Source organism: Mesorhizobium sp. Root102 (genome assembly GCF_001425625.1).
Taxonomy (GTDB): Bacteria; Pseudomonadota; Alphaproteobacteria; order Rhizobiales; family Rhizobiaceae; genus Mesorhizobium.
The window spans coordinates 34,987-58,722 of the sequence record NZ_LMCP01000014.1 but is presented as its reverse complement, the minus strand read 5'-3'; the positions used below and the strand labels follow the sequence as shown (position 1 = coordinate 58,722).

20 protein-coding genes are annotated in these 23,736 nt (G+C 63.1%); 11 read left to right on the top strand and 9 right to left on the bottom strand.

All coding sequences use genetic code 11. The features are described 5' to 3' along the window. The first annotated feature begins 53 nt into the window (after window positions 1–53). Window positions 54–464, top strand: coding sequence for a hypothetical protein (locus ASD12_RS15150; RefSeq protein ID WP_056587311.1), 411 nt, complete (start codon window positions 54–56; stop codon window positions 462–464). A gap of 122 nt (window positions 465–586) precedes the next feature. On the opposite strand, the gene ASD12_RS15145 is transcribed toward ASD12_RS15150, so the two are convergent. Continuing rightward, window positions 587–2,674, bottom strand: coding sequence for an ATP-binding protein (locus ASD12_RS15145; protein WP_056587309.1), 2,088 nt, complete (start codon window positions 2,672–2,674; stop codon window positions 587–589). 79 nt (window positions 2,675–2,753) lie between these two features. Continuing rightward, window positions 2,754–3,527, bottom strand: a complete 774-nt coding sequence (locus tag ASD12_RS15140; RefSeq protein WP_200951033.1) for a response regulator transcription factor — start codon at window positions 3,525–3,527, stop codon at window positions 2,754–2,756. A 46-nt stretch (window positions 3,528–3,573) separates the two neighbouring features. On the opposite strand from ASD12_RS15140, the gene ASD12_RS15135 reads away from it, so the two are divergent. Beyond that, a complete protein-coding gene (locus ASD12_RS15135) occupies window positions 3,574–4,275 on the top strand; it encodes a response regulator transcription factor (protein WP_056587303.1) in 702 nt (233 codons plus the stop codon). Between the two features lie 72 nt (window positions 4,276–4,347). Here ASD12_RS15135 and ASD12_RS34885 read toward each other — a convergent pair whose 3' ends face one another. Both ASD12_RS34885 and ASD12_RS15130 read right to left on the bottom strand, forming a co-directional pair. Then, window positions 4,348–4,515, bottom strand: coding sequence for a hypothetical protein (locus tag ASD12_RS34885; protein ID WP_081738724.1), 168 nt, complete (start codon window positions 4,513–4,515; stop codon window positions 4,348–4,350). 41 nt (window positions 4,516–4,556) lie between these two features. Continuing rightward, window positions 4,557–4,889: a hypothetical protein gene (locus ASD12_RS15130; RefSeq protein WP_056587300.1), complete on the bottom strand. Its 333-nt coding sequence runs from the start codon at window positions 4,887–4,889 to the stop codon at window positions 4,557–4,559. A 356-nt stretch (window positions 4,890–5,245) separates the two neighbouring features. Between ASD12_RS15130 and ASD12_RS15125 the strand changes: the two genes are divergently transcribed. Beyond that, on the top strand, window positions 5,246–5,707 hold the full coding sequence (locus ASD12_RS15125) for a L,D-transpeptidase (RefSeq protein ID WP_056587296.1): 462 nt from the start codon (window positions 5,246–5,248) through the stop codon (window positions 5,705–5,707). 213 nt (window positions 5,708–5,920) lie between these two features. On the opposite strand, the gene ASD12_RS15120 is transcribed toward ASD12_RS15125, so the two are convergent. Next, window positions 5,921–9,004: an efflux RND transporter permease subunit gene (locus ASD12_RS15120; RefSeq protein WP_056587294.1), complete on the bottom strand. Its 3,084-nt coding sequence runs from the start codon at window positions 9,002–9,004 to the stop codon at window positions 5,921–5,923. Then, a complete protein-coding gene (locus ASD12_RS15115) occupies window positions 9,001–10,323 on the bottom strand; it encodes an efflux RND transporter periplasmic adaptor subunit (RefSeq protein WP_056587292.1) in 1,323 nt (440 codons plus the stop codon). The genes ASD12_RS15120 and ASD12_RS15115 overlap by 4 nt, the downstream gene beginning before the upstream one ends. A gap of 145 nt (window positions 10,324–10,468) precedes the next feature. Between ASD12_RS15115 and ASD12_RS15110 the strand changes: the two genes are divergently transcribed. Next, window positions 10,469–11,002 carry a TetR/AcrR family transcriptional regulator gene (locus ASD12_RS15110; protein ID WP_056587290.1) on the top strand — a complete coding sequence of 178 codons (534 nt, stop codon included), beginning with the start codon at window positions 10,469–10,471 and terminating at the stop codon, window positions 11,000–11,002. 17 nt (window positions 11,003–11,019) lie between these two features. On the opposite strand, the gene ASD12_RS15105 is transcribed toward ASD12_RS15110, so the two are convergent. Continuing rightward, the gene (locus ASD12_RS15105) at window positions 11,020–11,460 is read right to left on the bottom strand and encodes an Lrp/AsnC family transcriptional regulator (RefSeq protein WP_056587288.1); all 441 of its coding nucleotides are present in this window, start codon (window positions 11,458–11,460) and stop codon (window positions 11,020–11,022) included. 131 nt (window positions 11,461–11,591) lie between these two features. On the opposite strand from ASD12_RS15105, the gene ASD12_RS15100 reads away from it, so the two are divergent. The 7 genes from ASD12_RS15100 to ASD12_RS15070 all read left to right on the top strand — a co-directional run bounded on the left by ASD12_RS15100 (window position 11,592) and on the right by ASD12_RS15070 (window position 21,150). After that, a complete protein-coding gene (locus ASD12_RS15100) occupies window positions 11,592–14,648 on the top strand; it encodes an aminotransferase class III-fold pyridoxal phosphate-dependent enzyme (protein WP_056587285.1) in 3,057 nt (1,018 codons plus the stop codon). Window positions 14,649–14,772: 124 nt separating this feature from the next. Next, window positions 14,773–15,780 (top strand): amino acid ABC transporter substrate-binding protein, encoded by a 1,008-nt coding sequence (locus ASD12_RS15095; protein ID WP_056587282.1) that lies wholly within the window; start codon window positions 14,773–14,775, stop codon window positions 15,778–15,780. A gap of 307 nt (window positions 15,781–16,087) precedes the next feature. Next, window positions 16,088–16,768 carry an SDR family oxidoreductase gene (locus ASD12_RS35315; RefSeq protein WP_244482853.1) on the top strand — a complete coding sequence of 227 codons (681 nt, stop codon included), beginning with the start codon at window positions 16,088–16,090 and terminating at the stop codon, window positions 16,766–16,768. After that, on the top strand, window positions 16,747–17,334 hold the full coding sequence (locus tag ASD12_RS15085) for a metallophosphoesterase (RefSeq protein ID WP_244482852.1): 588 nt from the start codon (window positions 16,747–16,749) through the stop codon (window positions 17,332–17,334). The genes ASD12_RS35315 and ASD12_RS15085 overlap by 22 nt, the downstream gene beginning before the upstream one ends. A 171-nt stretch (window positions 17,335–17,505) precedes the next feature. Further along, window positions 17,506–18,510, top strand: coding sequence for a hypothetical protein (locus ASD12_RS15080; RefSeq protein ID WP_056587456.1), 1,005 nt, complete (start codon window positions 17,506–17,508; stop codon window positions 18,508–18,510). 156 nt (window positions 18,511–18,666) lie between these two features. Next, a complete protein-coding gene (locus ASD12_RS15075) occupies window positions 18,667–19,149 on the top strand; it encodes a hypothetical protein (RefSeq protein ID WP_200953701.1) in 483 nt (160 codons plus the stop codon). 21 nt (window positions 19,150–19,170) lie between these two features. Next, on the top strand, window positions 19,171–21,150 hold the full coding sequence (locus ASD12_RS15070) for a tripartite tricarboxylate transporter permease (protein ID WP_056587279.1): 1,980 nt from the start codon (window positions 19,171–19,173) through the stop codon (window positions 21,148–21,150). Here the strand turns inward: ASD12_RS15070 and ASD12_RS15065 are convergent. Together ASD12_RS15065 and ASD12_RS15060 are read right to left on the bottom strand one after the other, a co-directional pair. Further along, entirely contained in the window at window positions 21,147–22,613 is a 1,467-nt protein-coding gene (locus tag ASD12_RS15065) for a class I adenylate-forming enzyme family protein (protein WP_056587276.1), read from the bottom strand. The genes ASD12_RS15070 and ASD12_RS15065 overlap by 4 nt on opposite strands. Next, window positions 22,610–23,665, bottom strand: coding sequence for a phosphopantetheine-binding protein (locus ASD12_RS15060; protein WP_056587272.1), 1,056 nt, complete (start codon window positions 23,663–23,665; stop codon window positions 22,610–22,612). Before ASD12_RS15060 ends, ASD12_RS15065 begins: the two co-directional genes overlap by 4 nt. Between the last annotated feature and the right edge of the window lie 71 nt (window positions 23,666–23,736).

The window sequence follows — 23,736 nt, the reverse complement described above, 5'->3', positions numbered from 1 at the left end:
AGTGCGATTAAATTCGTTTTATCACCAAAGGAAACTCAGCGAAGGGGAAGGCAATGCATGCGAAAGTCCAGACGATCCGCGGCGAGGGCCGCCTTCAGGCTCCAGTGCGCAATGACCGCCGTCCGAAACTGGCGCTGCGCCAGCGGGCCAGTGACCACCCCATGGCGATGTTCATGGTGCTGGCTGCTTGCGCCCTCATCGGAATGGCGTTCACGCCGACAATCGGGCCAGCCTTCGCTTCGCTGAATCCACCGGCCAACCTCGTCGAGGGTGCGCAGACGACGACCAGGACCGCGCGTCTGCCGATGCCGCTGACCGACTTTGCCTGCAGGGGGCAGGCCTGGGGCGCCGAGAGCATCGATTGCCTGCGCGCCATTGCGGAGCAGTCCGGAGCACACAAGAGCCGCGCAATCCGCATGATCGCCAATGCTGCGCCGTTGACCGGCACGCCGAACATTTTCTGACTTCTGTCGAAGCATGATCCCGAAAACCGGTTCCCTCTTTGGGGATCGTGCTCTGACCTCCCCGAGCGCTCCTCCAGCGCTCCTTTCGGCTCCCGCCGCGATGTCGGTTGGGGGCCTCTTTTTTATCCTTTTATTGCCGCCTGTTCGGCAATGGCGGACAGCACACTGCGCACATCCAGCGTGCTGAACGGCTTTTCCAGGATCTGCGGCCGCTGCTGTGCGGGCAGGGCCTCGATTTCGGCCTTCGCGCCGATCAGGTCGCCGGTAACCAGCACGAAACGCCGCGCCAGGTCAGGCTTTTGGGCGAGCAGCTCGCGATAGATCGATATGCCGCTGACGCCAGGCATGCGCAAATCCGAAAAGACGATGTCCGGCGGCATGTGACCGCTCAAGGTGGCGGCGCCCGATTCCCAGACCGGCACGATCCGCGACTTGATGCCCATCAATTCGAGAATGTCGGAGAGCGAGCCGGCAACATCCGGCTCGTCGTCGATGATCAAGGCGTGGCGCAGGCCGCTCGATCGCGGCTGGTTCTCGCCGGCTGTGGCAAGGCCGGCTACGATGGCGGGCAGCTGGACGACAAAACGCGCTCCTCGCGGCAGCACTTCCTCGAACCAGACATTGCCATTGTGCCGCTCGATGATCGATTTCGAGATCGACAGGCCAATGCCGGTGCCGACGCCGACCGGCTTGGTGGTGAAATAGGATTCGAAGATGCGGCTGCGGATCGCTTCCGGCACGCCGGGCCCGTTGTCCTCGACCGAGAAGCAGGGGTGACCCCGGTCGCTGCGGAACGTCCGCACCTTGATCAGCCGGTCGCCGGCAATGCCGGCCAGAGCGTGCTGGCTGTTGATGAGGAAATTGGCCGCCACCTGCGTCACGTGGTCGGCGTCGGCCATGGCCAGCAGCGGGCCGGCGGCGAAGTCGGTGTCGATGATGATGCCGCTTGAGCGCGCGCCATAGGCGGTCACTTCCAACGCTGCACGGATCACCTGGTTGAGGTCGGTTTCGGCTTGCGCCGCGGGATGAAGGCGCACCATGGACAGGAAGCTCTTGACGATGCGGCCGCAGCGCTCGGCGGCGGCACGGACTTTCTCTGCGCGCACCTTGGTCTGCGGATCGGAGGCGAACTCGTGCAGCAGCGTCGATTGCGCCACCACCACGGCCAGCGGGTTGTTGAGCTCATGCGACACGCCGGCCAGCAACGAACCCATCGCCGCCATCTTCTCATTCTGGTGCAGCTTCTCGCGCTGGCGGCCGATCTCCTCCTCGGCGCGAAGCTTGTCGCGCAGGTCGCGGATGGAGCCGAAGATCAGGCGGCGGTCGGCGACCCGCATCTCGGTTGCCGTCAGCTCGATCGGGAACACCTCGCCGGCGGCGTTCTGGGTCACCGTCTCGAGCCGCTGGCCGACCATCGGCGCGCCGCGGCCAGACATGTATTCGGCTCCCGAAGCATAGCCCTTTCGGTAATAGATCGGCACGATGGTATCGAGCAGATCCTTGCCGAGGATGTCGCTGCGCTGGAAGCCGAACATCTTCTCGGCGGCCGGATTGAATTCGATGATAGAGCCGGTCTCATCGATGACGACGATAGCGTCGAGCGAGGCCTGCAGCATGGTGCGGCGAATGACCTCGCTGGCATGGGCTTCGGACAGCGAGCGTTCGATGGCATCGCCGATGGCCAGCGCGATGATGTGCAGTGTCGCCTCTTCCTCGTCGGTCCACTCGCGCTCGTTGACGCAGTCATTGACCGCTAGCGTGCCCCAGAGATGGCCGTGCGCGAAGACCGACACCGACAGGAACGACTTGATGTTCTGCTTTTCGAAATCGGTTCTCAGAAAGCCATCGAGATTGCGCGTGTGGCCGGCGAAGATCTTGCCTTGCCGCTCGTCCTCGGCCAGCCGCTCCAGCAGCGGGTCCGAATTGACGATCGACTGCATGATGACAGTCGGCGACGCCAGTTCGCCGCCAAAGAGAGGGTCGATCCAATAGGCGGCGACGGATTGGGCGAAGCCCTGGCCGGGCAGTTCGCGCAAGCGAAACAGGATGCCGCGCTGGGAATCCATGGCCCGGCAGAGCGTTTCCAGGATACCTTCCATCTCGCGCTGCCAGTCGCCGGCCTCACGCAGCCGGCGAACGATACGCACGGCCGCCATCGCAGCGCCCTGCCTGAAACCCTGCATCTCCGAGCTTGCTGCTTCAGCGGTCATTATCAGCCGTCATTCCAGAGGTCATGCCAATTCGATCGACGAGCAACGGCCCGAGCCTGAAACCCTCTGGCCTCGCTGCTCAGTTGCCGTCGCCGGTCGGCAGCGAGAAGATATAGCCTTCGCCGCGCACCGTGCGCAGGAATTTCGGATTGGCCGGGTCGGTCTCGATCTTCTTGCGCAGCCGCATGATGCGAATGTCGACGGCGCGCGACGATTCCGGATCTTCGGTGAAGCCGATCGCCTCGGAGATCGCGGCGCGGGTCAAAAGCCGGTTGGCGCGGGTCAGGAAAACCTCCAGCACGTCGAATTCGCTCTTGGCCATGTCGACCACCGCGCCATTGGCGCCGGTGACCAGCCTGCCGTCGAGATCGGCCTGGAAAGGGCCGAAAGCAACGGAACGGCGATCGGTCCTGGCCTTTTTGTCTTGAAGCTCCTGAGGCTGGGGAACCCGGCGCAACACGCTGCGGACCCTCGCCAGCACTTCGCGCAATTCGTATGGCTTGACGATGTAGTCGTCGGCACCAAGCTCCAGTCCGACGATGCGGTCGAGCGCGGTACCGGCGGCGGTGGCGTAGATGATGCCGATCGGCAGCTTCGAGCGCAGCCAGCGGCCGAGCGACAGGCCATCCTCGCCGGGCATCGCGATGTCGAGAATGGCGAGGTGGAACGACTGCGTTTCAACGAGGCTGCGCGCGGCGATAGCACTTTCAGCGGTGACCGCCTCATAGCCGGCGGCTTCGAGATATTCGGCAACCGCGTCCCTCAGGTCGGGCTCATCCTCGACGATGATAATTCTTGCCCGCACGATGCTTTCGCTCCCACTTTCAGTGGAAAGTAGATTGGGTATAAACATGATGTCCAGCACTCATCTCGGGATGTCTGTTGCAGGGTGGGAAAACATGGCCGCACGATCGATCATCGCGCTTGTTTCCGTTGCCGAAGTGGTCGCGACCGAACTCGCCGACCATCTCGAGCGACGCGGTCACGATGTGCGCCAGGCGCGGCAGCCCTGGGAGGCCGAATCGCTGCTGTCGGGAAAGGGCATCGACGTCGTCGTCGTCGGCGACAGCCTCAGCCAGGCTGAGGGGCGCGACCTGCTCCGGCGTTATGGCGGCCAAGGCGGGGGCGGCGAGGGCGGACCGGAGTTCATCCTGATCTGCCGGCCGGCCGATCTCGTCGACAAGGTGCTGGCGCTCGAGTTGGGTGCGGCCGACGTCGTCGAGAGCCCGCTCAATGTCAGGGAGCTGGCAGCCCGGGTTGGCGGCCTGCTTTCGCGGCGCGGCAGGGGCACCCAGGAACTGATCGTGCTGGAGAACGCGACCGTCGATCTGCGGTCGGCCATGGTCATGCATCGCTCCGGCACGGAGGAACAGCTCTCGCCCGGTCAGGTGGCCCTGCTCAGGCTGTTCCTGGCCAGTCCACGCAAGGTGCTGACGCGTGACGACATCATTGCCGCAGCACCCGCCGAAAACGCCGACGCGTTCGATCGCTCGATCGATTCGCGCATCGTGCGGCTGCGCCGCAAGCTCGACACCGAAACCATCACCACCATACGTGGCGCCGGCTACAGGTTCGATCCGCCGCAGCAATTCGCCAGTTGATTGCCGGACACCCAGACAATTTGTTTGGCTGAGCATCGGATTTTCCATCTCTGGGCCCGATACTCTTGAGGCTCAGCGTACCAGCAGAAGTGATGGGCCGACCGGCATGTCACTGCCCATGGTCAGTTCGCTTGCATGGGCGCGGTCCCTCAGCAGCACGGTGGCAAGGCCCGCAAAACCGAGCAGGCCCTGTGCGTAGAGCAGTGCGGACAGCACCGAAGCGGCAAATTTCGTTTTCATCGTACCAATTCCCCAAAAAAATGAACGTGTTGCGGGTCGCTTCAGGACACCCCCGAAGTGCCCGCGCCGCCCACGGAGCCCCCCGTCGCGGCGCGGGCCCTCGGTCCTCTCGGCAGCAAGTTGCCGGAGGCGCCGCGCAAACCCGTCAGCCTAAGGCCGACCCGCCAGAGGGCCTTTAGCCGGGCGATGCGCAGGCTGGAAACAATCCAGACCGTGGCGAAAAACAGTGCGGCATGCAGCGTCGAAATCTCGCCTGAAGTCATCCCGCCGAGGCTTGTCAGCGGGGTGCCGGCAACCGTGCCGCCGCCGCCGATGACCGCTGCCGCGATGCTGATCCTGAAAAGCCAGGACAGCGCGTTCGATCTCGTTCCCATGTTTCGTTACCGGCTGTTTTCGTTGCGTCAACTTTGCTTGCGGCCCGTATCCGGATGATGCCGCTTGAAGCCTCGCTTCGTTTCAGTTCGGTTTCGAGGTCGCCGACCTTTCTTTCGTATGACGCTAATTCGCACTTTCGTTTAGAGGCAGATACTCATGTTCCTGACTTTGGTCCTGCCGGCCGGATGCGGAGCCGACTCTCATTCGCTCCCATGAAACGTCTGCACTTGTTAACCGGAGGAAACAGATTCGAAACACAAATGAGCATTTTGCGAAATACCCTCGAAACATGACGCTGGGATAAGCAGTCATCGAATTGGAGCCGGCCGGACCGGCAGAGAGAGGGGACTTCATCATGCGTACCGCCATTTCCGCCAAGCTCATCAACATCACCGCAGCCGCGCTGACGGGCGTCGCACTGCTGTTCGGCGCTGGCTCGGGCGCAGCGCACGCCGCCAACAAGATCGTGGCACGCGTTTCGCTCTCACAGCAGATCATGGAAGTCTCGGTCGACGGCCGGCCGACCTTCGCCTGGAAGGTTTCCACCGGCGATCGGGCTCATGTGACGCCGACCGGCTCGTTCAAGCCGACCCGCATGCATGAGATGTGGTATTCGAAGAAATACGACAACGCGCCGATGCCGCACTCGGTCTTCTTCAGCGGCGGCTATGCGGTGCATGCGACTTACGCGATCAAGCGTCTAGGCCAGCCGGCTTCACATGGCTGCGTGCGACTGCATCCCGACAACGCCGCCGATTTCTACCAGCTCGTCGAAACATTCGGGGCGACCAACACCAGCATCGTCATCGTCAAGTAGCAGGCTGGAAACGATGGCGTGGCAGCATGCTGCCGCGCCTCAAAGCTCCCACCGGAAAACGCTGCAGCATTGAGTACAGCTCAAACCGGCGGTATCGAGCCCAGCCAAAAAGAAAAGAGGTCGGAAATTTCTGGCCTCTTTTCTTTTGTTTCCAACGTGTCTTGAGCAATTCCGAGCGGAAAACCGTTACAGACTTTTCCTGGAATTGCTCTATTAGCTCGGCAGCGCCGGCATCAGCTTGGGATCCGGTTTCTCGGCCAGGTGAGGCAGGTCCTTGCTGGCGATGAAGGTGTAGAACATGGGCACGACGAAGAGCGTGAACATGGTTCCGACCAGGATGCCGGTGAAGATGACCAGGCCCATCGAATAGCGGGCCGCGGCACCAGCGCCGCTGGACGTGATCAGCGGCACAACGCCGAGCGCCATCGCCGCCGTCGTCATGAGGATCGGCCGCAGGCGCACCTTGGCCGAGGCGATGATGGCGTCGCGCCGCCGCATTCCATGCTTTTCGCGCTGCTGGTTGGCGAACTCGACCAGCAGGATGCCGTGCTTGGTGATCAGACCGATCAGTGTGATCAGGCCAACCTGCGTGTAGATGTTGAGTGTGCCGAGGCCCAGATTGAGCGGCACGATCGCGCCGAAGATGGACAGCGGCACCGCCATCATGATGATCAGCGGGTCGCGGAAACTTTCAAACTGTGCCGCCAGCACCAGATAGATGACGACAACGGCGGCCGCGAAAGCGATCAGGATGGTGTTGCCCTGTTCCTTTTCCTGTCGCGATTGACCGGAATAGTCGACGAAGAAGGTGTCGGGCAGGCTCTCGTTGGCGATGTCCTCCAGCGCTTTCAGCCCGTCGCCGGTAGTGACGCCGGGCAGCGGAAGCGCCGAAATCGTCGACGAATTCAGCTGGTTGAACTGTTCGATGGCGGCCGGCGCCGCATTGGTCGAAATCTTGACCACCGCCGACAGCGGCACCATCTCGCCCGTCACGCTGCGTACGAAGTATTCGCCGAGCTTGTCGGGGTTGTCGCGAAATTCCTGCGGCACCTGCGGGATGATGTCGTAGCTGTTGGAGTCGCGGTCGAACTGCGCCACTTCGGCGCCACCGACCAGCAATGTCAGCGTGCGGCCGATATCGGCGATCGGCAGGTTCAGCGCCGCGGCGCGGTCACGGTCGATGGTCACTGTCACCTCCGGTGCGTCATAGGCCATCGAATTCTGCACGACGATGAAGCGGCCGGAGGCTTGCGCCTTGTTCTTGATCTGCTCGGCCACCTCGTACACTTCCGAGGAATCGCCGGTCGATCGCACCACCATGGAGATGGGCAGGCCGCCGCCGGAGCCCGGCAGCGTCGGCGGCGCGAAGACGAAGGCCTGGACACCTGCCACTTTGGCGATACGAGCCGTAATGTCGGCCTGCAGTTCCTTCGAATTGCGCTTGCGTTCCGCCCAGTCCTTGAAGGCAAAGCCGACGAAGGCGCTGTTTGTCGTGCCGCCGAAGGCGACGGCCGAGAATTGCGCCCGTGTTTCGGGAATATCCTTCACCAGACCGAGAATCTGGTTGACGTATGTCTCGGTGTAGTCGGAGGTCGCATAACGCGGCGCTGTCACAAGCGAGAGCAGAAAGCCCTGGTCCTCTTCCGGCGCCAGTTCGCTCGAGGTCTTGGTGAACATGAAGCCGGTGACGCCGACAAGCGCAAGCACGATGATCAGCGTCAATGGGCGATAGTTCAGCGACCCGGTGACGGCGCGCTCATAGACATGTTCGACCCGCGCGAAGGTGCCGTCGACGATGCGCTGGAAACGGCCCGGCGTGCCGGACTTCAGGAGGCGTGCCGACATCATCGGGGTGATGGTGATGGCGATGACGCCCGACAGCACCACCGAGCCGGCGAGCGTGACCGCGAATTCACGGAACAGCGCGCCGGTCAGGCCGCCGGTGAAAGCCAGCGGCGCGAACACGGCGGCCAGCGTCATGGTCATGGCAACGATGGCTGACGCTATTTCGCGCATACCGCTGAACGCGGCCTGCATCGGCGACATGTGGTCTTCTTCCATATGGCGATGGATGTTCTCCACCACCACGATGGCGTCGTCGACGACTAGGCCGATCGCCAGCACCATGGCCAGCAGCGACAGGAGGTTGATCGAATAGCCGACCGCAAACAAAAGGAAACAGACGCCGATCAGCGACAGCGGGATGGTGATGATCGGCATCAGCACCGAACGGAAGGAGCCAAGGAACAAAAGGATGACGACGACGACGATGGCAACCGCCTCGGCAATGGTCTTGAACACTTCGTAGATCGAGGCGCTGATCTGCCCGGTCGCGTCGTAGACGACCTCGATCGTCATGCCTTTCGGCAGTGTCTCCTGAATCTGCGGCACCAGCTTGGTGAGCGCCGCCGCCGTGGTCAGCGGATTGGCCGCCGGGGTCGGGAAGATGGCGAGGAAGGTGCCGGGCTTGCCGTTGAAGGAGACCCTGGTGTCGGTGTTCGCGGCGGCGAGTTCGACGCGAGCCACGTCGCGCAACCGAACCACATTGCCATCGGTCGAGCGCAGCGGCAGTTCGGCGAACGCCTCCGGCGTCTGCAATGTCGAGCGCACGGTGATCGACGAGACGACATACTCGTTCTGGGTGTTGCCAGGTGCCGACAGGAAGTTGGAATTGTTGATCGCCGTCAGCACTTCGGAGGCCGTCACGCCGCGCGCGGCGAGCTTGATCGGATCGATCCAGACGCGCATCGAGTATTCCTGCGCGCCGAAGATCTGCACATCGGCGACGCCTTCGACGGTCGACATGCGCGGCCTGATGACGCGCTCGATATACTCCGTCAGCTGCTCCTTCGTCATGTTCGGATTCTGCATCGAGATGTACATCATCGCGAACTGCTGACCGGTGCCCTTGACGATGACAGGGTCCTTGGAGGCGTCGGGCAAGGTGCCACGCACGCCCTGGACCTTGGACAGCACTTCGGTCAGCGCGACATCGGGGTTGGAGCCGAGCTTCATCTGCACAGTCACGGTGCTGGACGACGGCCGGCTGGACGAGGTGACGTAGTCAATGTTCTCGGTCGAGGCAACGGCGCGGGCGATGGGGGCGGAAATGAATCCCTGGATCAGATCGGCGCTGGCGCCTGGATAGGCCGTCGTGATGGTGATGGCCGTTTCGTCGACCTTCGGATACTGCCGGATCGACAGGTTGAAGATGCCCTGGAAACCCAGGAGCAAGATCATGCAGGCAAGGACCGTCGAAAGGACAGGCCGGCGAATGAAGAGATCGGAAAAGCTCATTGCTGGTCGGCCTGCTTGTTCGCCGATTTGGTCGGATCAATGGTGTTGTCCACAGCGACGGACATGCCGTTGAAGAGACGGTTCTGACCGGCAGTGACGACCTCGTCGCCGGCCTTCAGCCCCTCGACGATCTCGACCATGCCTTGATTGCGGCGGCCTGGCTTGACGAACACCTGCGACAACACCAGCGCAGGCTTGTCACCTTCCGCAGCCGGCTTGGCCGCATCGGCAGCCTTGTCCGCTGGCTTTGCCGCATCGGCGGCGGGCTTCGTTGCATCAGCCGCCGGCTTCATGGCATCGGCTCGCTTGGCGTCAGCCGGTTTGTCGGTGGCCGCCGCGGCTGGTTTTTCTTCCGGCTTGGCTGCCTGCGCCGGGGCCGCCTCGGCAGGCTTCGCTGGCTGCACCACGAAGATGTAGTCGCCATAGAGGCTTGTCGTCAGTGCCGTCTGCGGTAGCGTCAGCACGTTCTGCTCTTCAGGCAGTTCGACGCGCACCTGCACGAACTGGCCAGGGGTCAGCTTGCCGTCGGGATTGGCGACTTCCGCCCTGACATTCACCAGCCGGCTGGACGAGTCGATCTTCGGGTCGATGCCGCGAATGGCGCCGGCAAACGGCCTGTCCTCGCCGCCGAAGCCCAATCGAACCGTCTGGCCGATCTTGAGCAGCGGGAGTTGCTGTTCGGGAACCGAGAAATCGACCCGCATGGTGTCGAGATCCTGCAGCGTCACTACAGCGGTGCCGGGCGCCAGGTACTGGCCGAGGTCGATTTTCGGGATACCCACCATGCCGCTGAAAGGCGCCGTCAGCTGCTTCTGGTCGAGCACCGCCTGCAGTTTGCTCACTTGCGCAGCGGTTGCCGTTGCGGTTGCCCGCGCCGTGTCGAGCGTAGCGTCCGCATTAACGCCGCGCCTCTGCAGTTCAATGGCGCGCGTCAGCGCCATCTGGACGACCGCCACTTGCGCCTTCGTCGCTTCTAGATCTGCGCGCTCGACCGCATCGTCGAGCTGCAGCAGGACCGCGCCGTCCGCAACCTTCTGGTTGGCATGGAAAAGGATGTCCTTGACGACACCGGTGGTCTCTACCGTCAGGTCAACACCGCGCACCGCCTTGACCGTACCGATCGCCTCGACGCCCGGCGTCCAGGTCGACGGCTTGGCGATCGTCGTCGACACGGTTGCCGCCGGCGGCTTCATCGAGGCGAAATACTGCTTGATGCCGTTGTCGCGCAGGAAGTTGAAGCCGACGATACCGCCGACCACGACGACGAGCACGGCCAGAACCAGAACGATGATAAAGATACGGAGTATGCGCTTGAACAAGGAAGTCCCCTCAGTCGAAATCCGGCGCGAAGCGCGGACATCGGGACACATATCGACTGCGGGTCCCGATTTCAAATAGTGGCGGTCTTACTGTACCGTCTGGACGGTCTTGTCAATTGGGCCTAAGCTCGCGAAGGGAGGCGCCATGAGAGCCCAGAGAACGAACTCGCGCGAGAAGATTCTCGCTGCGGCGGCCGAAGTCGCACGGGAATCCGGGCCCGGAAGCCTGTCGCTGGAAGCGGTCGCCAGCCGCGCCGGTGTATCGAAGGGCGGGCTTCTCTATAATTTCCCGACCAAGGCCAAATTGATGCAGGGTTTGGTCGAAGGCTATCTGCGTGAATTCGAGCACGCGCTGGAATCCGCCCGCGCGAATGACAAGGACGAAAATCCGCTGGCCGTCTACATCAGGCTGTCGGCCAATGATTGCGAGGACAAGCAGCCGTCCGCCTCCTGGATCTTCTCGGCGATCGCCGAGGACCCCGATTTCATGACGCCGATAAAGACATTCAAGCGGCAGCTTTTCGAGCGGCTGAAGGGCGAGACGCCGGACCTCAAATCGCTGCTGGTCTGCTACCTCGCCATCGAGGGGTTGCGCAGCATGAACCTCTTCGATGCGGATGTCCTGTCGAAAGACGAGCGAGAGCTGCTGGTATCGTCCTTGCTTGAGATTGCCAAATAGGCGCTTGGTCGGAGCGCTCAATCCACCGCGCGCTCGATATCGCGGCGCAGGACGATCGCGGTTGTGAGGTCCTCGACACCGCCATGACTGGCGATCAGATCGCGCAGTGTGTTCAGCCTGTCGATGGACGGCACCTCGACCTCGACAATCAGATCGAGCTGGCCGCTGACCGATGATACCCGCCGGACTTCCGGATAGCGTGCCAGCTGGTCGAGAATGCCGATCGACGGCGTGCGTATCAGTGTGACGAGCAGGAAGGCGCAGACCAGTCCCTTGTCCATCTGACCGATATCGGCGCGGTAGCCACGGATGACGCCGCTTTTTTCCAGCGATGCCACCCGCTCGCTCGTCGCGCTGCGCGACAGGCCGATGCGCCCCGCAAGCGTCTTCAGCGGGATGCGAGCCTCCTTCGACAGGATGCCGAGAATGTCCCTGTCCTTGGCGTCCAGTTCCCTCATCACAGCCGCTCCCATCCGCTTCCGTTAATGTGCCGGCCAATGCAGTCATTGTGACGGCGCAACCGACGCTTTGCCGGATGCCCGATTTTCAAGCCCATGCCAAGCTTTGAGAAAGCAGATGCGGATTGCCGATGACCAATGTTTCCCACCCAGCGCCTCAGTTCTCGCAAAGCGAGGCCATTGATATCGCCGCGCGGCATTTCGGCATTGCCGGCAGCGTCACATCGCTGGACAGCGAGCGCGACCAGAATTTCAAGCTGACCGCATCCGACCATTCGTTGTGGATCCTCAAGATCGTCAACGCCAGCGAGCCGCTCGGTGAGAGCGAGTTCCAGACGGCGCTGTTCGACCACCTCGAGCGCAACAGTCCTCATCTCGCAGTACCGCGTCTCAGGATGACGGCGCGGGGAACATCTCTCGCTCGCGCCACCGGCGCCGGTGGCGAAGACCATGCCGTGCGCCTGGTCTCCTGGCTTGCCGGCCGGCCGCTGGCTGAGAGCCCGTCCACTCCGGAGCTGCTTGAAAGCCTCGGCGGCGCGCTCGGCCGGTTGGACCGCGCACTGCAAGGCTTCATCCACCCCGGCGCGCTGCGCACGTTCGACTGGGACATTCGCCGGGCCGGTGCTGCGCGGCAACGCCTTCACCACATCGACGATGAGCAGGATCGCGCCTTGCTGGAGCGGTTCCTCGATCATTTCGATGCCGCGATCGCGCCCCGACTGCAGGCGCTGCGGGCGCAGGTGATCCACAACGACGCCAATGACTGGAACGTGCTCGTCGATCCGGAGCGGCCAGAGCATGTCGCCGGGCTGATCGATTTCGGCGATGCCTTGCACAGCGTGCTGATCGCCGAGGTTGCGGTCGCCTGTGCTTATGCCATCCTCGATGCCGAAGATCCGATCGGCGCTGCCGCCCGTCTTGCCGGCGGGTTCCATGCCGAGTATCCGCTGCGTGAAGAGGAGCTCGATCTGCTCTTCGATCTCATTGCGATGCGTCTCGTCACCTCGGTGACGCTGTCGGCGGCGCGCAAGGAGCGGACCACCGACAATCCCTATCTGTCCATTTCGGAAGCGCCGGCCTGGCGCCTGCTGCGGCGCTTGGGAGCGATGAACCGGCGCTTCGCGACGGCGATCCTGCGCCACGCCTGCGGCTTCGAGGCCGCGCCCGGAGCGCGCGCCATCACGCGCTGGATCACTGCGAACCGCGCGCAACTTGCGCCAATTCTCGACCGCCATCCGGCGACGCTTGCCAAGGCGATCGTGCCGTACGGCGATCCGCAAAGTCCAATGACGGTGACATCGGCCGCTCAGCAGCCCGACCAGGCGACCGCATGGTGGGATGCCTATTGCGCCGAGCATGGCATTGCGCTCGGCATCGGCCCGTGGGGCGAGGCACGCACGGTCTACACCAGCGACATCTTCCGCTCGCGGTTCGTCGAAGGCGCCCGCCGTGCCAATCATCTGGGCCTCGATCTGTTCATGCCGGCGGGTACGCGGCTCTACACGCCACTGGCCGCCACCGTCAGAAGCGTCGAGATCGAGGAGGATCCGCTCGGCTATGGCTGCCTGGTGGCGCTGGAACATGCGCCGCCGGGATGCCCACCCTTCGTCACCCTGTGGGGGCATATGGCGCATGAGGCAGGACGGCGGCTGAAGGCCGGCGACCACCTGGAAGCAGGCGCGCTCGTTGGCGAAATGGGCACGGCCGCGGAGAATGGCGGCTGGGCGCCGCATCTGCATTTCCAGATATCGACGGATGCAAGCCTGGCCGCGCGCGACATCCTTGGCGTCGGCGAAGAACGCTATCTTGCCGTCTGGCAAGAGCTGTTTCCGGACGCCGCTGAGCTGGCCGGCATTCCGCCCGAAACCTTCCATAAAAGCGGTCGTTCCCGTCCGCAGATCGTTGCCGCGCGCAAGGCGTCGTTGCTGCCCAATCTCTCGATCTCCTATTCCGAGCCGATCAAGTTCGTGCGCGGAGAAGGCGTCTGGCTGATCGACGATACTGGGCGCGCCTATCTCGATTGCTTCAACAATGTCTGCCACCTCGGTCATGCCCATCCCGATGTGGTCGAAGCGATCGCCAGGCAGGCGGCGAAACTCAACACCAACACACGCTATCTGCACGACGCCATCGTCACTTATGCGGAACGGCTGACGGCGACCTTGCCCGCAGGCCTGTCGGTGGCGTCCTTCGCCTGTTCGGGCAGCGAGGCCAACAGCCTGATGCTGCGCATGGCGCGAGCCCATACCGGCCGCAGCGAGGCGATCGTGCTCGACTGGGGATATCACGGCACGACGCAGGAACTGATCGAACTCAGCCCTTACAAATACAAGCGCAAGGGCGGCAAGGGGCGCCCGCCGCATGTGTTCGAGGCGATCATCCCCGACAGCTACCATGCCCCGGCCGAATGGCCGCTGGCGGAGCAAGCAAAACGCTTTGCCGAGAGTGTCGCCGAGCAGATCGCTGATATGGCGAGACAAGGCCGGGCGCCTGGCCTGTTCCTGGCGGAATCTATCCCCAGCGTCGCCGGCCAGGTGTTCCTGCCGGACGGCTATCTCACGGAAGTCTATGCGATGGTGCGGGCCGCCGGCGGCATTTGTGCGGCCGACGAGGTGCAGGTCGGCTTCGGCCGCGTCGGCAGCCATTGGTGGGCTTTCGAGACGCAAGGGGTGACGCCCGACATCGTCACCATGGGCAAGCCGATCGGCAACGGCCATCCGATGGCGGCCTTGGTGACGACCACCGAGATCGCCGCCTCGTTCAACAACGGCATGGAATATTTCAACACTTTCGGTGGCAATCCGGTGTCCTGTGCGGCCGGGCTTGCGGTGCTCGACGTCATCGAGCGCGACGGCCTCAGGCGCAATGCGCTGGAGATCGGCGACTATCTTATAGCCAGGTTCAAGGCCTTGCAGTCCCGCTACGACATCATCGGCGACGTGCGCGGCCAAGGGCTCTTCCTCGGTATCGAACTGGTCGAGGACCGCAAAAGCAAGGCGCCGGCGACCGCCCTAGCGCGCCACGTCAATGACGGGGTCAGGGCACGCGGCGTGCTGATCGGCACCGAAGGGCCGCACGACAACGTGCTGAAGATGCGCCCGCCGATGATCTTCAGCCGGGCCAACGCCGATCATCTGGTCGGCGTTCTCGATGAGACGCTGGCGGCGGTTCTGGCGGAAGGGACGTAGGGCGGATCCGCACGCCCAGGCGGCGCGCGGACAGAGTTTTAGGGACAGCGATTTTCACGAACTTCCGGCGCTCCACGTGCCGGCGGCAGGAGAGGCTTTGCCTCATCAAGGGAGGAAACAGATCATGAGACATGCAGTCATCACCGCGCTCTTGCTTGCATCGGTCACGATGCCGGCGCGGGCGGATACGTTCGACATCGTCAAGCAGAGGGGTTCGATCCTGTGCGGCGTCAGCCAGGGCGTCGCCGGTTTTTCGTCACCCGACGACCAAGGGAAATGGGGTGGTTTCGACATCGATTTCTGCCGCGCTGTCTCGGCCGCCGTTTTCGGCGACCCCGACAAGGTGAGCTATGTGGCGCTGTCGACCAAGGAACGCTTCACCGCCCTGCAAGCGGGTACCGTCGATATTCTGTCGCGGCAGTCGACGTGGACGCTGTCGCGTGACACGGGCATGGGCATCCACTTCGCCGGCGCCGCCTATTATGACGGCCAGGGCTTCATGGTGCGCAAGGACCTCGGTGTCGACAGCGCGCTCAAGCTCACCGGCGCGACGGTCTGCGCGGAGCAGGGCACGACCACAGAGCAGAATGTCGCCGACTATTTCAGCGCCAACAAGATGAAGTACGAGGCGGTGGTCATCGATTCCGCCGACAGCATCATCAAGGCATTCGATAGCGGCCGCTGCGATGTCTACACCACGGACGCATCGGCGCTCTATGCGCAGCGCCTGAAGCTGACCGACCCCGCCGCCTTCACAGTGCTGCCCGAGATCATTTCGAAGGAACCGCTCGGCCCGGCCGTTCGCAAGGGCGACGACAAGTGGTTCGACATTGTGCGCTGGACACTGTTCTCGCTGATCGAGGCGGAAGAGGAAGGCATCACCCGGGCCAATGCGGAAGCCTCGCTGAAGTCACAGAATCCGACGATCCGCCGCTTCCTCGGCGTCGACGGTGACAATGGCCAGCAGCTTGGGCTCGAGCCTACCTTCGCCTACAACATCGTCGCCAAGGTTGGCAATTACGGCGAGATGTTCGAGCGCAATCTCGGTCAGTCCAGCCAGCTGAAGATAGCGCGCGGCATCAATGCGCTGTGGAACGCCGGCGGCCTGATGTACGCGCCGCCGGCGCGCTGATATCCTAGCCGGGCCGCGTGCGTTTCGGTGACGCGCGCGGCCCTGTTTCGGCGATCCTGGAGACGCAATCCAGCGACGCGTGACGGCGTCGGTCGCCAGGCTTTTCGCCTGAAATATCCGCGGACATTGTGTTCGTCATCGTCCCACAGGGTTCATTGTGCGTACATAGCGTCCATCCCGGTTCTTTGCTGCCATGCAATAGGAGTGGGACATGGTGGATATAGTTTATAGCGAGGCGGGTATTCCGAGACCGGATCATCCGCTGGATTAATGGGGTGGCGCGAAGTGGTTCCTGCCGGCCGTCGGCGTGCTGGTGCTCGTCGGCATTTTCTATGTCGGCTATGCGCTCATCCAGGATCAGGCGGTGGCCAAGACCGTGCCGTGGATCCTGCTCGGCATCGCTTTGCTGATCGCGCTCGGCTTCGAGTTCATCAACGGCTTCCATGACACCGCCAACGCGGTGGCGACGGTCATCTACACACGCTCCATGCCGGCCGAATTCGCCGTAATGTGGTCGGGCGCCTTCAATTTCCTCGGGGTTCTCACTTCCAGCGGCGCGGTCGCCTTCGGCATCCTGTCGCTGCTGCCGGTGGAACTGATCCTGCAGGTCGGCTTGTCCTCCGGCTTTGCCATAGTGTTCGCGCTGCTCGTCGCGGCGATCCTGTGGAATCTCGGCTCAGGACTGACCAAGACGGTGGCGCTGGAAGCAGCGATCGACGGCGTCACCGTCAACGCCATCGCGCCGGGTTACGTCTGGACGCCGCTGGTCGAAAGGCAGATCCCGGACACGATGAAGACGCGCGGCATGACCGAGGAACAGGTCAAGCATGATGTGCTGCTCGCCGCCCAGCCGACCAAGGAATTCGTCACCGTCGACGAGCTTGCCGCGCTGACGCTGTTCCTGTGCTCGGACTCCGCCAATCAGATCACCGACACGACCTTGCCGATGGACGGCGGCTGGCAGGGTTGGTTCCGCCCTGCCGGCTGATGCTCGGCAACCATGACGACCGGATGCTGTTTGTCGAGATGTTCCCGGAAGCGGTTGCGGAAAACGGTTTCGTCCAAAGCGTCGTCGACAGAAGCGAGGGCCGCCTGGTCCTGCTTGACACACTGGACAGCGGCCATGTCGAGGGCAGGCTGTGCGAGGCGCGCCTGCGTTGGCTAGGCGAGAGACTGGAAGAGGCGCGCGACCGGCCGGTCTTCCTGTTCATGCATCATCCGCCGTTCAGGATTCATATCCCCGAGCTTGACCGTGTCATGCTCACCGACGCCAATGCGTTGCACGATGTCCTACTGCGCCACGGCAATGTCCGTCATATCTTCGCTGGGCATGTCCATCGGCTGATCGCCGGCAGCTGGCGCGGTATTCCGGTGAGCACGCTGCGCAGCACCAATCATCAGACCGCGCTCGATTTTTCGGACAGCTGGAGCCTTGGCCACGAGCCTCCCGCGTATGCCGTGATCCTGATCGACGCTGACGGGGTGGTCGTCCACTTCCACGACTTTCCCGCCGCGCGGCCGGGTAGCGCTATCGTTGTCGGCAGCACCGGCTAGGTAATGCTGTGGGCACGACTTGTCGTGGGTGACCGCTGCCGTCGATCGCTCATCCCGCGCCGCAATCGACCTCGACAATTATCTGATACCCGTACCGTCCCCCGCCGAAAATCAATTCCGATTTCCGGAGCCATAGGCTAGAACGATTTTCGGGTTTTGTACGGGGTCTATATGTTCGCTACGGTCTTTGGTGCTTTCCGCGTCCTTTCCTTCCTCGTTGCCGGCCTCGCCTTCGCGCTGTGCACGCCGGCGCACGCGGTTGAATTTAAGACAATCACGATCAACGTCGGTTACGGTGCTGGCGGGGGCTATGACCAGACGTCGCGGCTGATCGCACGCCACCTTGGCCAATTTCTGCCCGGTAATCCGAACATCGTGGTTCAGAATGTGCCGGGGGGCGGAAGCCTCAAACTCGTAAAGATGATGGTGGGCAGCGAGCCCGCCGATGGCAGCGTTCTCGCCTCGATCGGCGAGGCTATGGCCTATGCCCCTATCCTAGATCCGAAGAACGCGAATTTCGATCCGCTCGCCCTGCAGTGGATCGGCTCGCTCATCGACGATCCGGCCTATTGCATGACGACCAAGAGCTCCGGCATCGACACGATGGAGAAGTTCCTGCGGTCCGATTTCCTGATCGGGGCATCGGGCCGGAGCAGTTCGACCTACATCTATCCGGCCCTGGTCAAGAACGGGTTGAAGGCGAAGTTCAACATCGTGACCGGCTTCGAAGGCACGGCGGACATTCAATTGGCCATGCAGCGTGGTGAAATCGCCGGCTTGTGCGGCGTTTCAAGTTATGTCCTCACCGTCAATCGCGATACGATCAACATCATCGGGACATTCGGAGAAGGCACCATCGCGAGTGGAGAAAAGCTGGAGAGTTTTTCCGAGAAGATAAAGGACCCGACGATTCGACAGGCCGTCAGCCTTATCGAATCGAGCTTGCATTTCCATCACCCGCTAGTGGTGCCGCCGGGAACACCCGGTGAGACGGTCGATGCTCTGCGCAAAGCCTATCTGGAGATGGCCAGGGATCCGGAATTCCTGGCTGACGCCAACAGGATGGGCGAAACCAAGGTGAAGGTTACCAGTGGCGAAGAGATCAGCCGAATTATCGCGCAGCACCTCAAATCGGACCCGGTAGTCTTCGAGGCCGCCAGAGATCTCATAGAATAGGGCTTTGCCCGGCGTTTTCGTCGCTCGCTCATTCCATGGTGCTGTCCAGTCTTCCTGCGACGGCATTCGGATACACCATCACCCCTGCTGAAAACCGATTCCGATTTCCGAGGTCATGGGTTAGAACGGCTGCGGGTTTTATGCGGGGTTTATACGGTGGCTACGATCTTTCGCGCATTGCGCGTCCTTGAAGGGGCCGCCGACATCATCGTCGCAAGCCAGCGTGGCGAGCTCGCGGGCCTGTGCGCGCTTGCCTACCACAATGTTGCCGACAAGCTCGACGAGTTCAATGTCATCGGGACGTTCGGGCCCGGCACCATCCCGCAGGCGCCGACGCTGCCGCGCTTTTCCGACCAGATCAAGGATCCGGTGATCCGCCAGGCGGCGCAGTTGATCGAATCTTCGCGAGAGTTTCACCTGCCGCTGATCGCGCCGCCCGGAACGCCGAAGGAGACGCTCGATGCCTTGCGCAAGGCCTATGTCGACATGAGCAGGGATCCGGATTTTCTCGCCGATGCCGCCAAGCTCGGCGACCTGTCCATCAAGATCACAACGGGCGAGGAAATCACGGCACTGGTCGCCCGCAAGCTCAAGGCCGATCCGACAGTGTTCGAGGCGGCCAGGAATCTCGTGAAGTAGGCGTCTGACAGGAACTTCGGTTTGGATCTGATCCTCACGGCCATCGTCGAGATGGCGCAGCCCTTTCGTTTGCTGATGCTGATGGCCGGCGTCTTCGCCGGCCTCATCGTCGGCGCGGTGCCGGGCATTGGCGGCCTGTTCGGCATGGCCCTGCTCATCCCGATGACCTACAACATGGATGCCTACGCGGCTTTCGCGCTGCTGCTCGGCATGGGCTCGGTCAACACCACATCGGACACGATACCGGCGATCCTGTTCGGTGTTCCGGGCTCGGTCGGCGCCGCCGCGACGGTGCTCGACGGCCATGCCATGGCCAAGAAAGGCGAGGCGGCGCGGGCGTTCGGCGCTTCCTACTCGGCCTCGATGATCGGCGGTGTCTTTGGCGCGCTGGTGCTTGCCGCGGCCATTCCGATCATGCGGCCGGTGGTTCTCTACCTGAGGACGCCCGATTTCTTCGCCATCTGCGCCTTTGGCCTGTCCATCGTCGCGCTGCTCGCCGGCAGCCAGCCGCTGAAGGGGCTCGCGGCGGCGATGCTCGGCATGCTGGCGTCCTTCGTCGGCCTCGATCACATTGCCGGCGCCGACCGCTGGACCTTTGGCCAGATCTATCTGTGGAACGGCCTGCCCATCGTTGTGGTGTTCCTGGGCCTGTTCGGCCTGCCCGAACTCGCTTCGCTGCTGATGCGAGGCTCAATCCAGGGCGACTCGGCAATCCCGACCTATTCCGGCATGCGGCAAGGCATGATGGATACGCTGCGGGAGTGGCCGCTGGTCTTGCGCTGCAGCGCCATCGGTTCCCTGCTGGGCGCGGTTCCGGGGGTCGGCATCGCCGTGCTGGACTGGATCGCCTATGGCCATGCCGCGCGGCGGCCGGGACCTGGACCGAAATTCGGCGAGGGCAATGTGCGCGGCGTCATCGCGCCGGAAGCCGCCAACAACGCCAAGGAAGGCGGCTCGCTGATCCCGACCATCGCCTTCGGCGTGCCCGGATCGGCCTCGATGAGCATCCTGCTCGGCGCCTTTGTCGTGCACGGCCTGGTTCCGGGGCCCGACATGCTGGGCAAGAACGCTGCGGTCACCATGTCGATGGTGTTCAGCATCGCCGTCGCCAACATCATCGGCGCCGTCACCTGTCTGTTCCTGACCAGGCCGCTGGCGCGTATCGCACGCGTCTCCGCGGCCGTGCTGGTGCCCCTGGTCGTCACTTTCATCGTCGTCGGTGCCTTCCAGACCAATATGAGCGCGCTCGATTTCGTGCTGCTTATCCTGATCGGCATCATCGGCATGGCGATGAAGGAGCTCAACTGGCCGCGCTCTGCCTTCTCGCTGGGTTTCGTGCTCGGGCCGAGCCTGGAAAACTACTTTTTCCTCGCCTACCAGATATCGGGCTGGTCATGGCTGAAGCAGCCATTGGTGCTGGTCCTGCTCGGCCTTTCCGTCGCCGGCGTGATCCGGCAATCGGTATCCTGGGTCAAGACGCGAAACAGCACCGGGGCGCTGCCGCCGCCATTGCCCGACCTGATCGCCAGCAGCGTGATGACCCTGCTTGCCCTGGCGGCCTTTGTCAGCGCTGCGGCATGGTTTCCGTTCGAAGCCGGCATCTTCCCGATGATCACGGCTGGCCTGCTGGCGCTCTTGTCGCTGGCAATATCCGTACAGACGGCGCTGCGGCTGCTGCGGCAGACGCGAGACGGCCAGGCGCCCTTCGCACCGGCCACCACCAGCGGTGAATGGGCGCCCTCCGGCGATGGCGCCATGAAAGGCAATCTTGCCGTGATCGGGCTTTGCCTGGCGCTTGCGGTGCTCATTCTCTCGATCGGACATCTGGCAGCCACATTCATCTTCGTGGCGGGCGCGATCTTTGGGCTCGGCTCGATCTCGCCGCGCTCGCCCATCCTGGTTGCCGCGGGCACGACATGCATCGTCTTTGCCGTGTTCGACATCCTTGTGTCGCAGCCCTGGCCGACACCATGGCTGGCGAAGATCCCGGACCTCTTTTAGATCTTGGTCGAGAGCGTCTCGACAAGGCGGCGGCGCAACAGCTTGCCGTTGTCGCTGTAGGGCAGCGACGCCACCAGCCTGATCTCACGCGGCCGCCGGTCCGGCGCGACGTTGGCGCGCAGGAATGCCCGGAATTCCTCGACAGTGCCATGCTCGGCTACGATGAAGGCGGCAATCTCCTGTCCCATCGTGTCGTCGGGAAAACCGGCGACGGCGACGTCTCGAATCTTGGGATGGCCCCGTAACAGCTTCTCCAATTCCTGCGGCGCGACGTTGACGCCGCCACGCACGATCATGTCGGACTCGCGGTCGACGATCGTCAGGAAACCATCGTCGTCGACAAAGCCGATGTCGCCCGGAATACCCCAGTCCGGGCCCATGACGTCCGGGTCGACGAACAATCGGTTGCCCGGCAGCAGCGCCGCCGAAACCATGGTGGAGGTCCAGGCCTTGATCCGTCCGGGCTCGCCCTTGCCGAGCAATTCTCCGTTCGGCCCCAGCACATCGATGCGCACGCTGGCGAATGGCTTGCCGGTGGTCTCGGGCTTGGCCAGAACGTCAGACCCCTTCAAAGTCGTGATGTTGCCGGTAAGGCTCGTGGCGTAGCCGATCTGATAGCCGGGAGACAGGTTCCGGTAAGCGGCAATCTTGTCTTCCGCCCGTGCCGGTCCGCCGATGCTGAAAAGCACGTCGAGATCCGGCAAAATGCGGGTCGATCGCTCGCCCACTTCGCGCACCAGCCGTGAAATCACAGGCGGCGGCAAGGCGGTTGCGCTGGCCTTGAACGACAAAAGGGCCTCAATCAGCTCGGATGGCGTGAACAGCGGCGGGAACAAGCTGACCGTGCCGCCATAGAACAGGTATCCCAACATTTGGTGGCGTGTTGCCGAATAGGACAGTGCCATGGGCGTCAGCAGGCGCTTTGCAGTTCCTTCGAGCGTGCTCCGGCGTGCCGCGACCCGACGTCCGAGCGCCCCATGAGACTGGATATAGGCCTTGGGATCGCCGGTGGTGCCGGACGAAAACATCAGGAAGGCCGGATGTACTTCGCCATCGTCGGCATCGATCGGATCGACGGGCGCCGAGGTGGCCTTCCAGTCGGTCTGGAAAATGGCATTCGGATAGGAGTCGTCCCCGGGCGGGCTGCGGCTCTCGAAAATCAGGGCGAGTCCGAAGTCGTGGGCGTAGCGCGCACGCTGAATTCTTGGCGCCCGGAAATCGATCACGGCCGGCGTGGCGCCGATCTTCCAGCAGGCGAGGATCGAGAGCACGACGTCGATGTTATCGATCATGGAGAGGCCGACGCGGTCGCCAGGCCGCAGCCCCGATGTCCTGAAATTGGTGGCGAGATGGCCGATCTGCGCCAGGCATTGGCCGTATGTTATCTGCTGACGGCCGCTGACTATTGCCACGCGGTCGCCATGGGCGGCGAAGGCCTCCAGTATGTCTCGGCCAAAACTCATTGCCGGTGCTGAACGTCGCGCGCTGCCGTGTCTCTTGCGGCGAGGAAAGCGATGATCTCCGCGTCGATCGCATCCATGTTGGCCGCACGGAACTTGTCATGCGCGCCCGGCATGACGACGGTTTTCATGGTGGCCATGTCGGATGCCCAGTCCCTGTATTGCTCCACTGTCGTGGCGCCCCATTCGGAACTGGCGAGAATGAGGATGTCGCAGGGATAGGACGAGGGCACGAAACCGGCCGCTGCCTGCAAGAGCGCGCTCTTGAACGCCTTCTTGCGCAGGTGTCGCCCAAGGCGTGACTGTCCTAGGCCGACCGCGCTGAGCCCATCGCGCAACAGGCGCCAGTAGATCACCTTGCGGGCGATCTGGCGACGCCTGCTCTCGGTCATGCGATCGTCCGGCATCGGTTTCAGCCAGGCGGAGCCGGGCGAGGGCGGATCGATGAGAACAAGCGCCGGCCGCTTGCCGGTCGCTTCATGGCTCAGCCGGCCGACCTCGATCGCCAGCAGGCCGCCCGCGCATATGCCGCCGATGATGTCGGGATGCTGGCCGGTCACCGAAGTGAGCGCTTCAAAATAGTTGGAGCTGAATTCGGCCATGCTGGAATAGGGCGTCTCGCCGGGCTCGAGCCCCATGCCGCGCACGGCCATGACAGCGTATTTCTGCTTCAGTCGCTTGCCGAAGCGATTGGCGAACAGGGCCGAGCCGGAAATGCCGTGGATCATGGCGATCGGCTCATGGCCGACATTGCCCGCCACCGGCACGATCAACTGACCGGCAGGATGGACCGGCACCAGCGATGCAATCAGCCGGCCGAACTCACGCGGCGTCTGCGCCCCGAGCAGGGCGGAGGTCTGCAACTTGACGCCGAACCGCTTCTGCACGGCCAGCACCAAAGTCTCGGCCGTCAGCGAGTCGCCGCCGAGATCGAAGAAGTTGTCGTCGAGCTGAACCGCCGATATCTGCAGTTCCGCGGCGAAAATGCCGGCGATCGCATGCGCCGGGCCATCGCCCGGCAGCGCGGCAGGCCGCACCCATTGTTGAACGTTCATCGGAAAGCCCCCAACCGATGCCTCTATGCGCCTTTTACGCACACACAGTCCAGCGAACAAGCCCCGGCTTC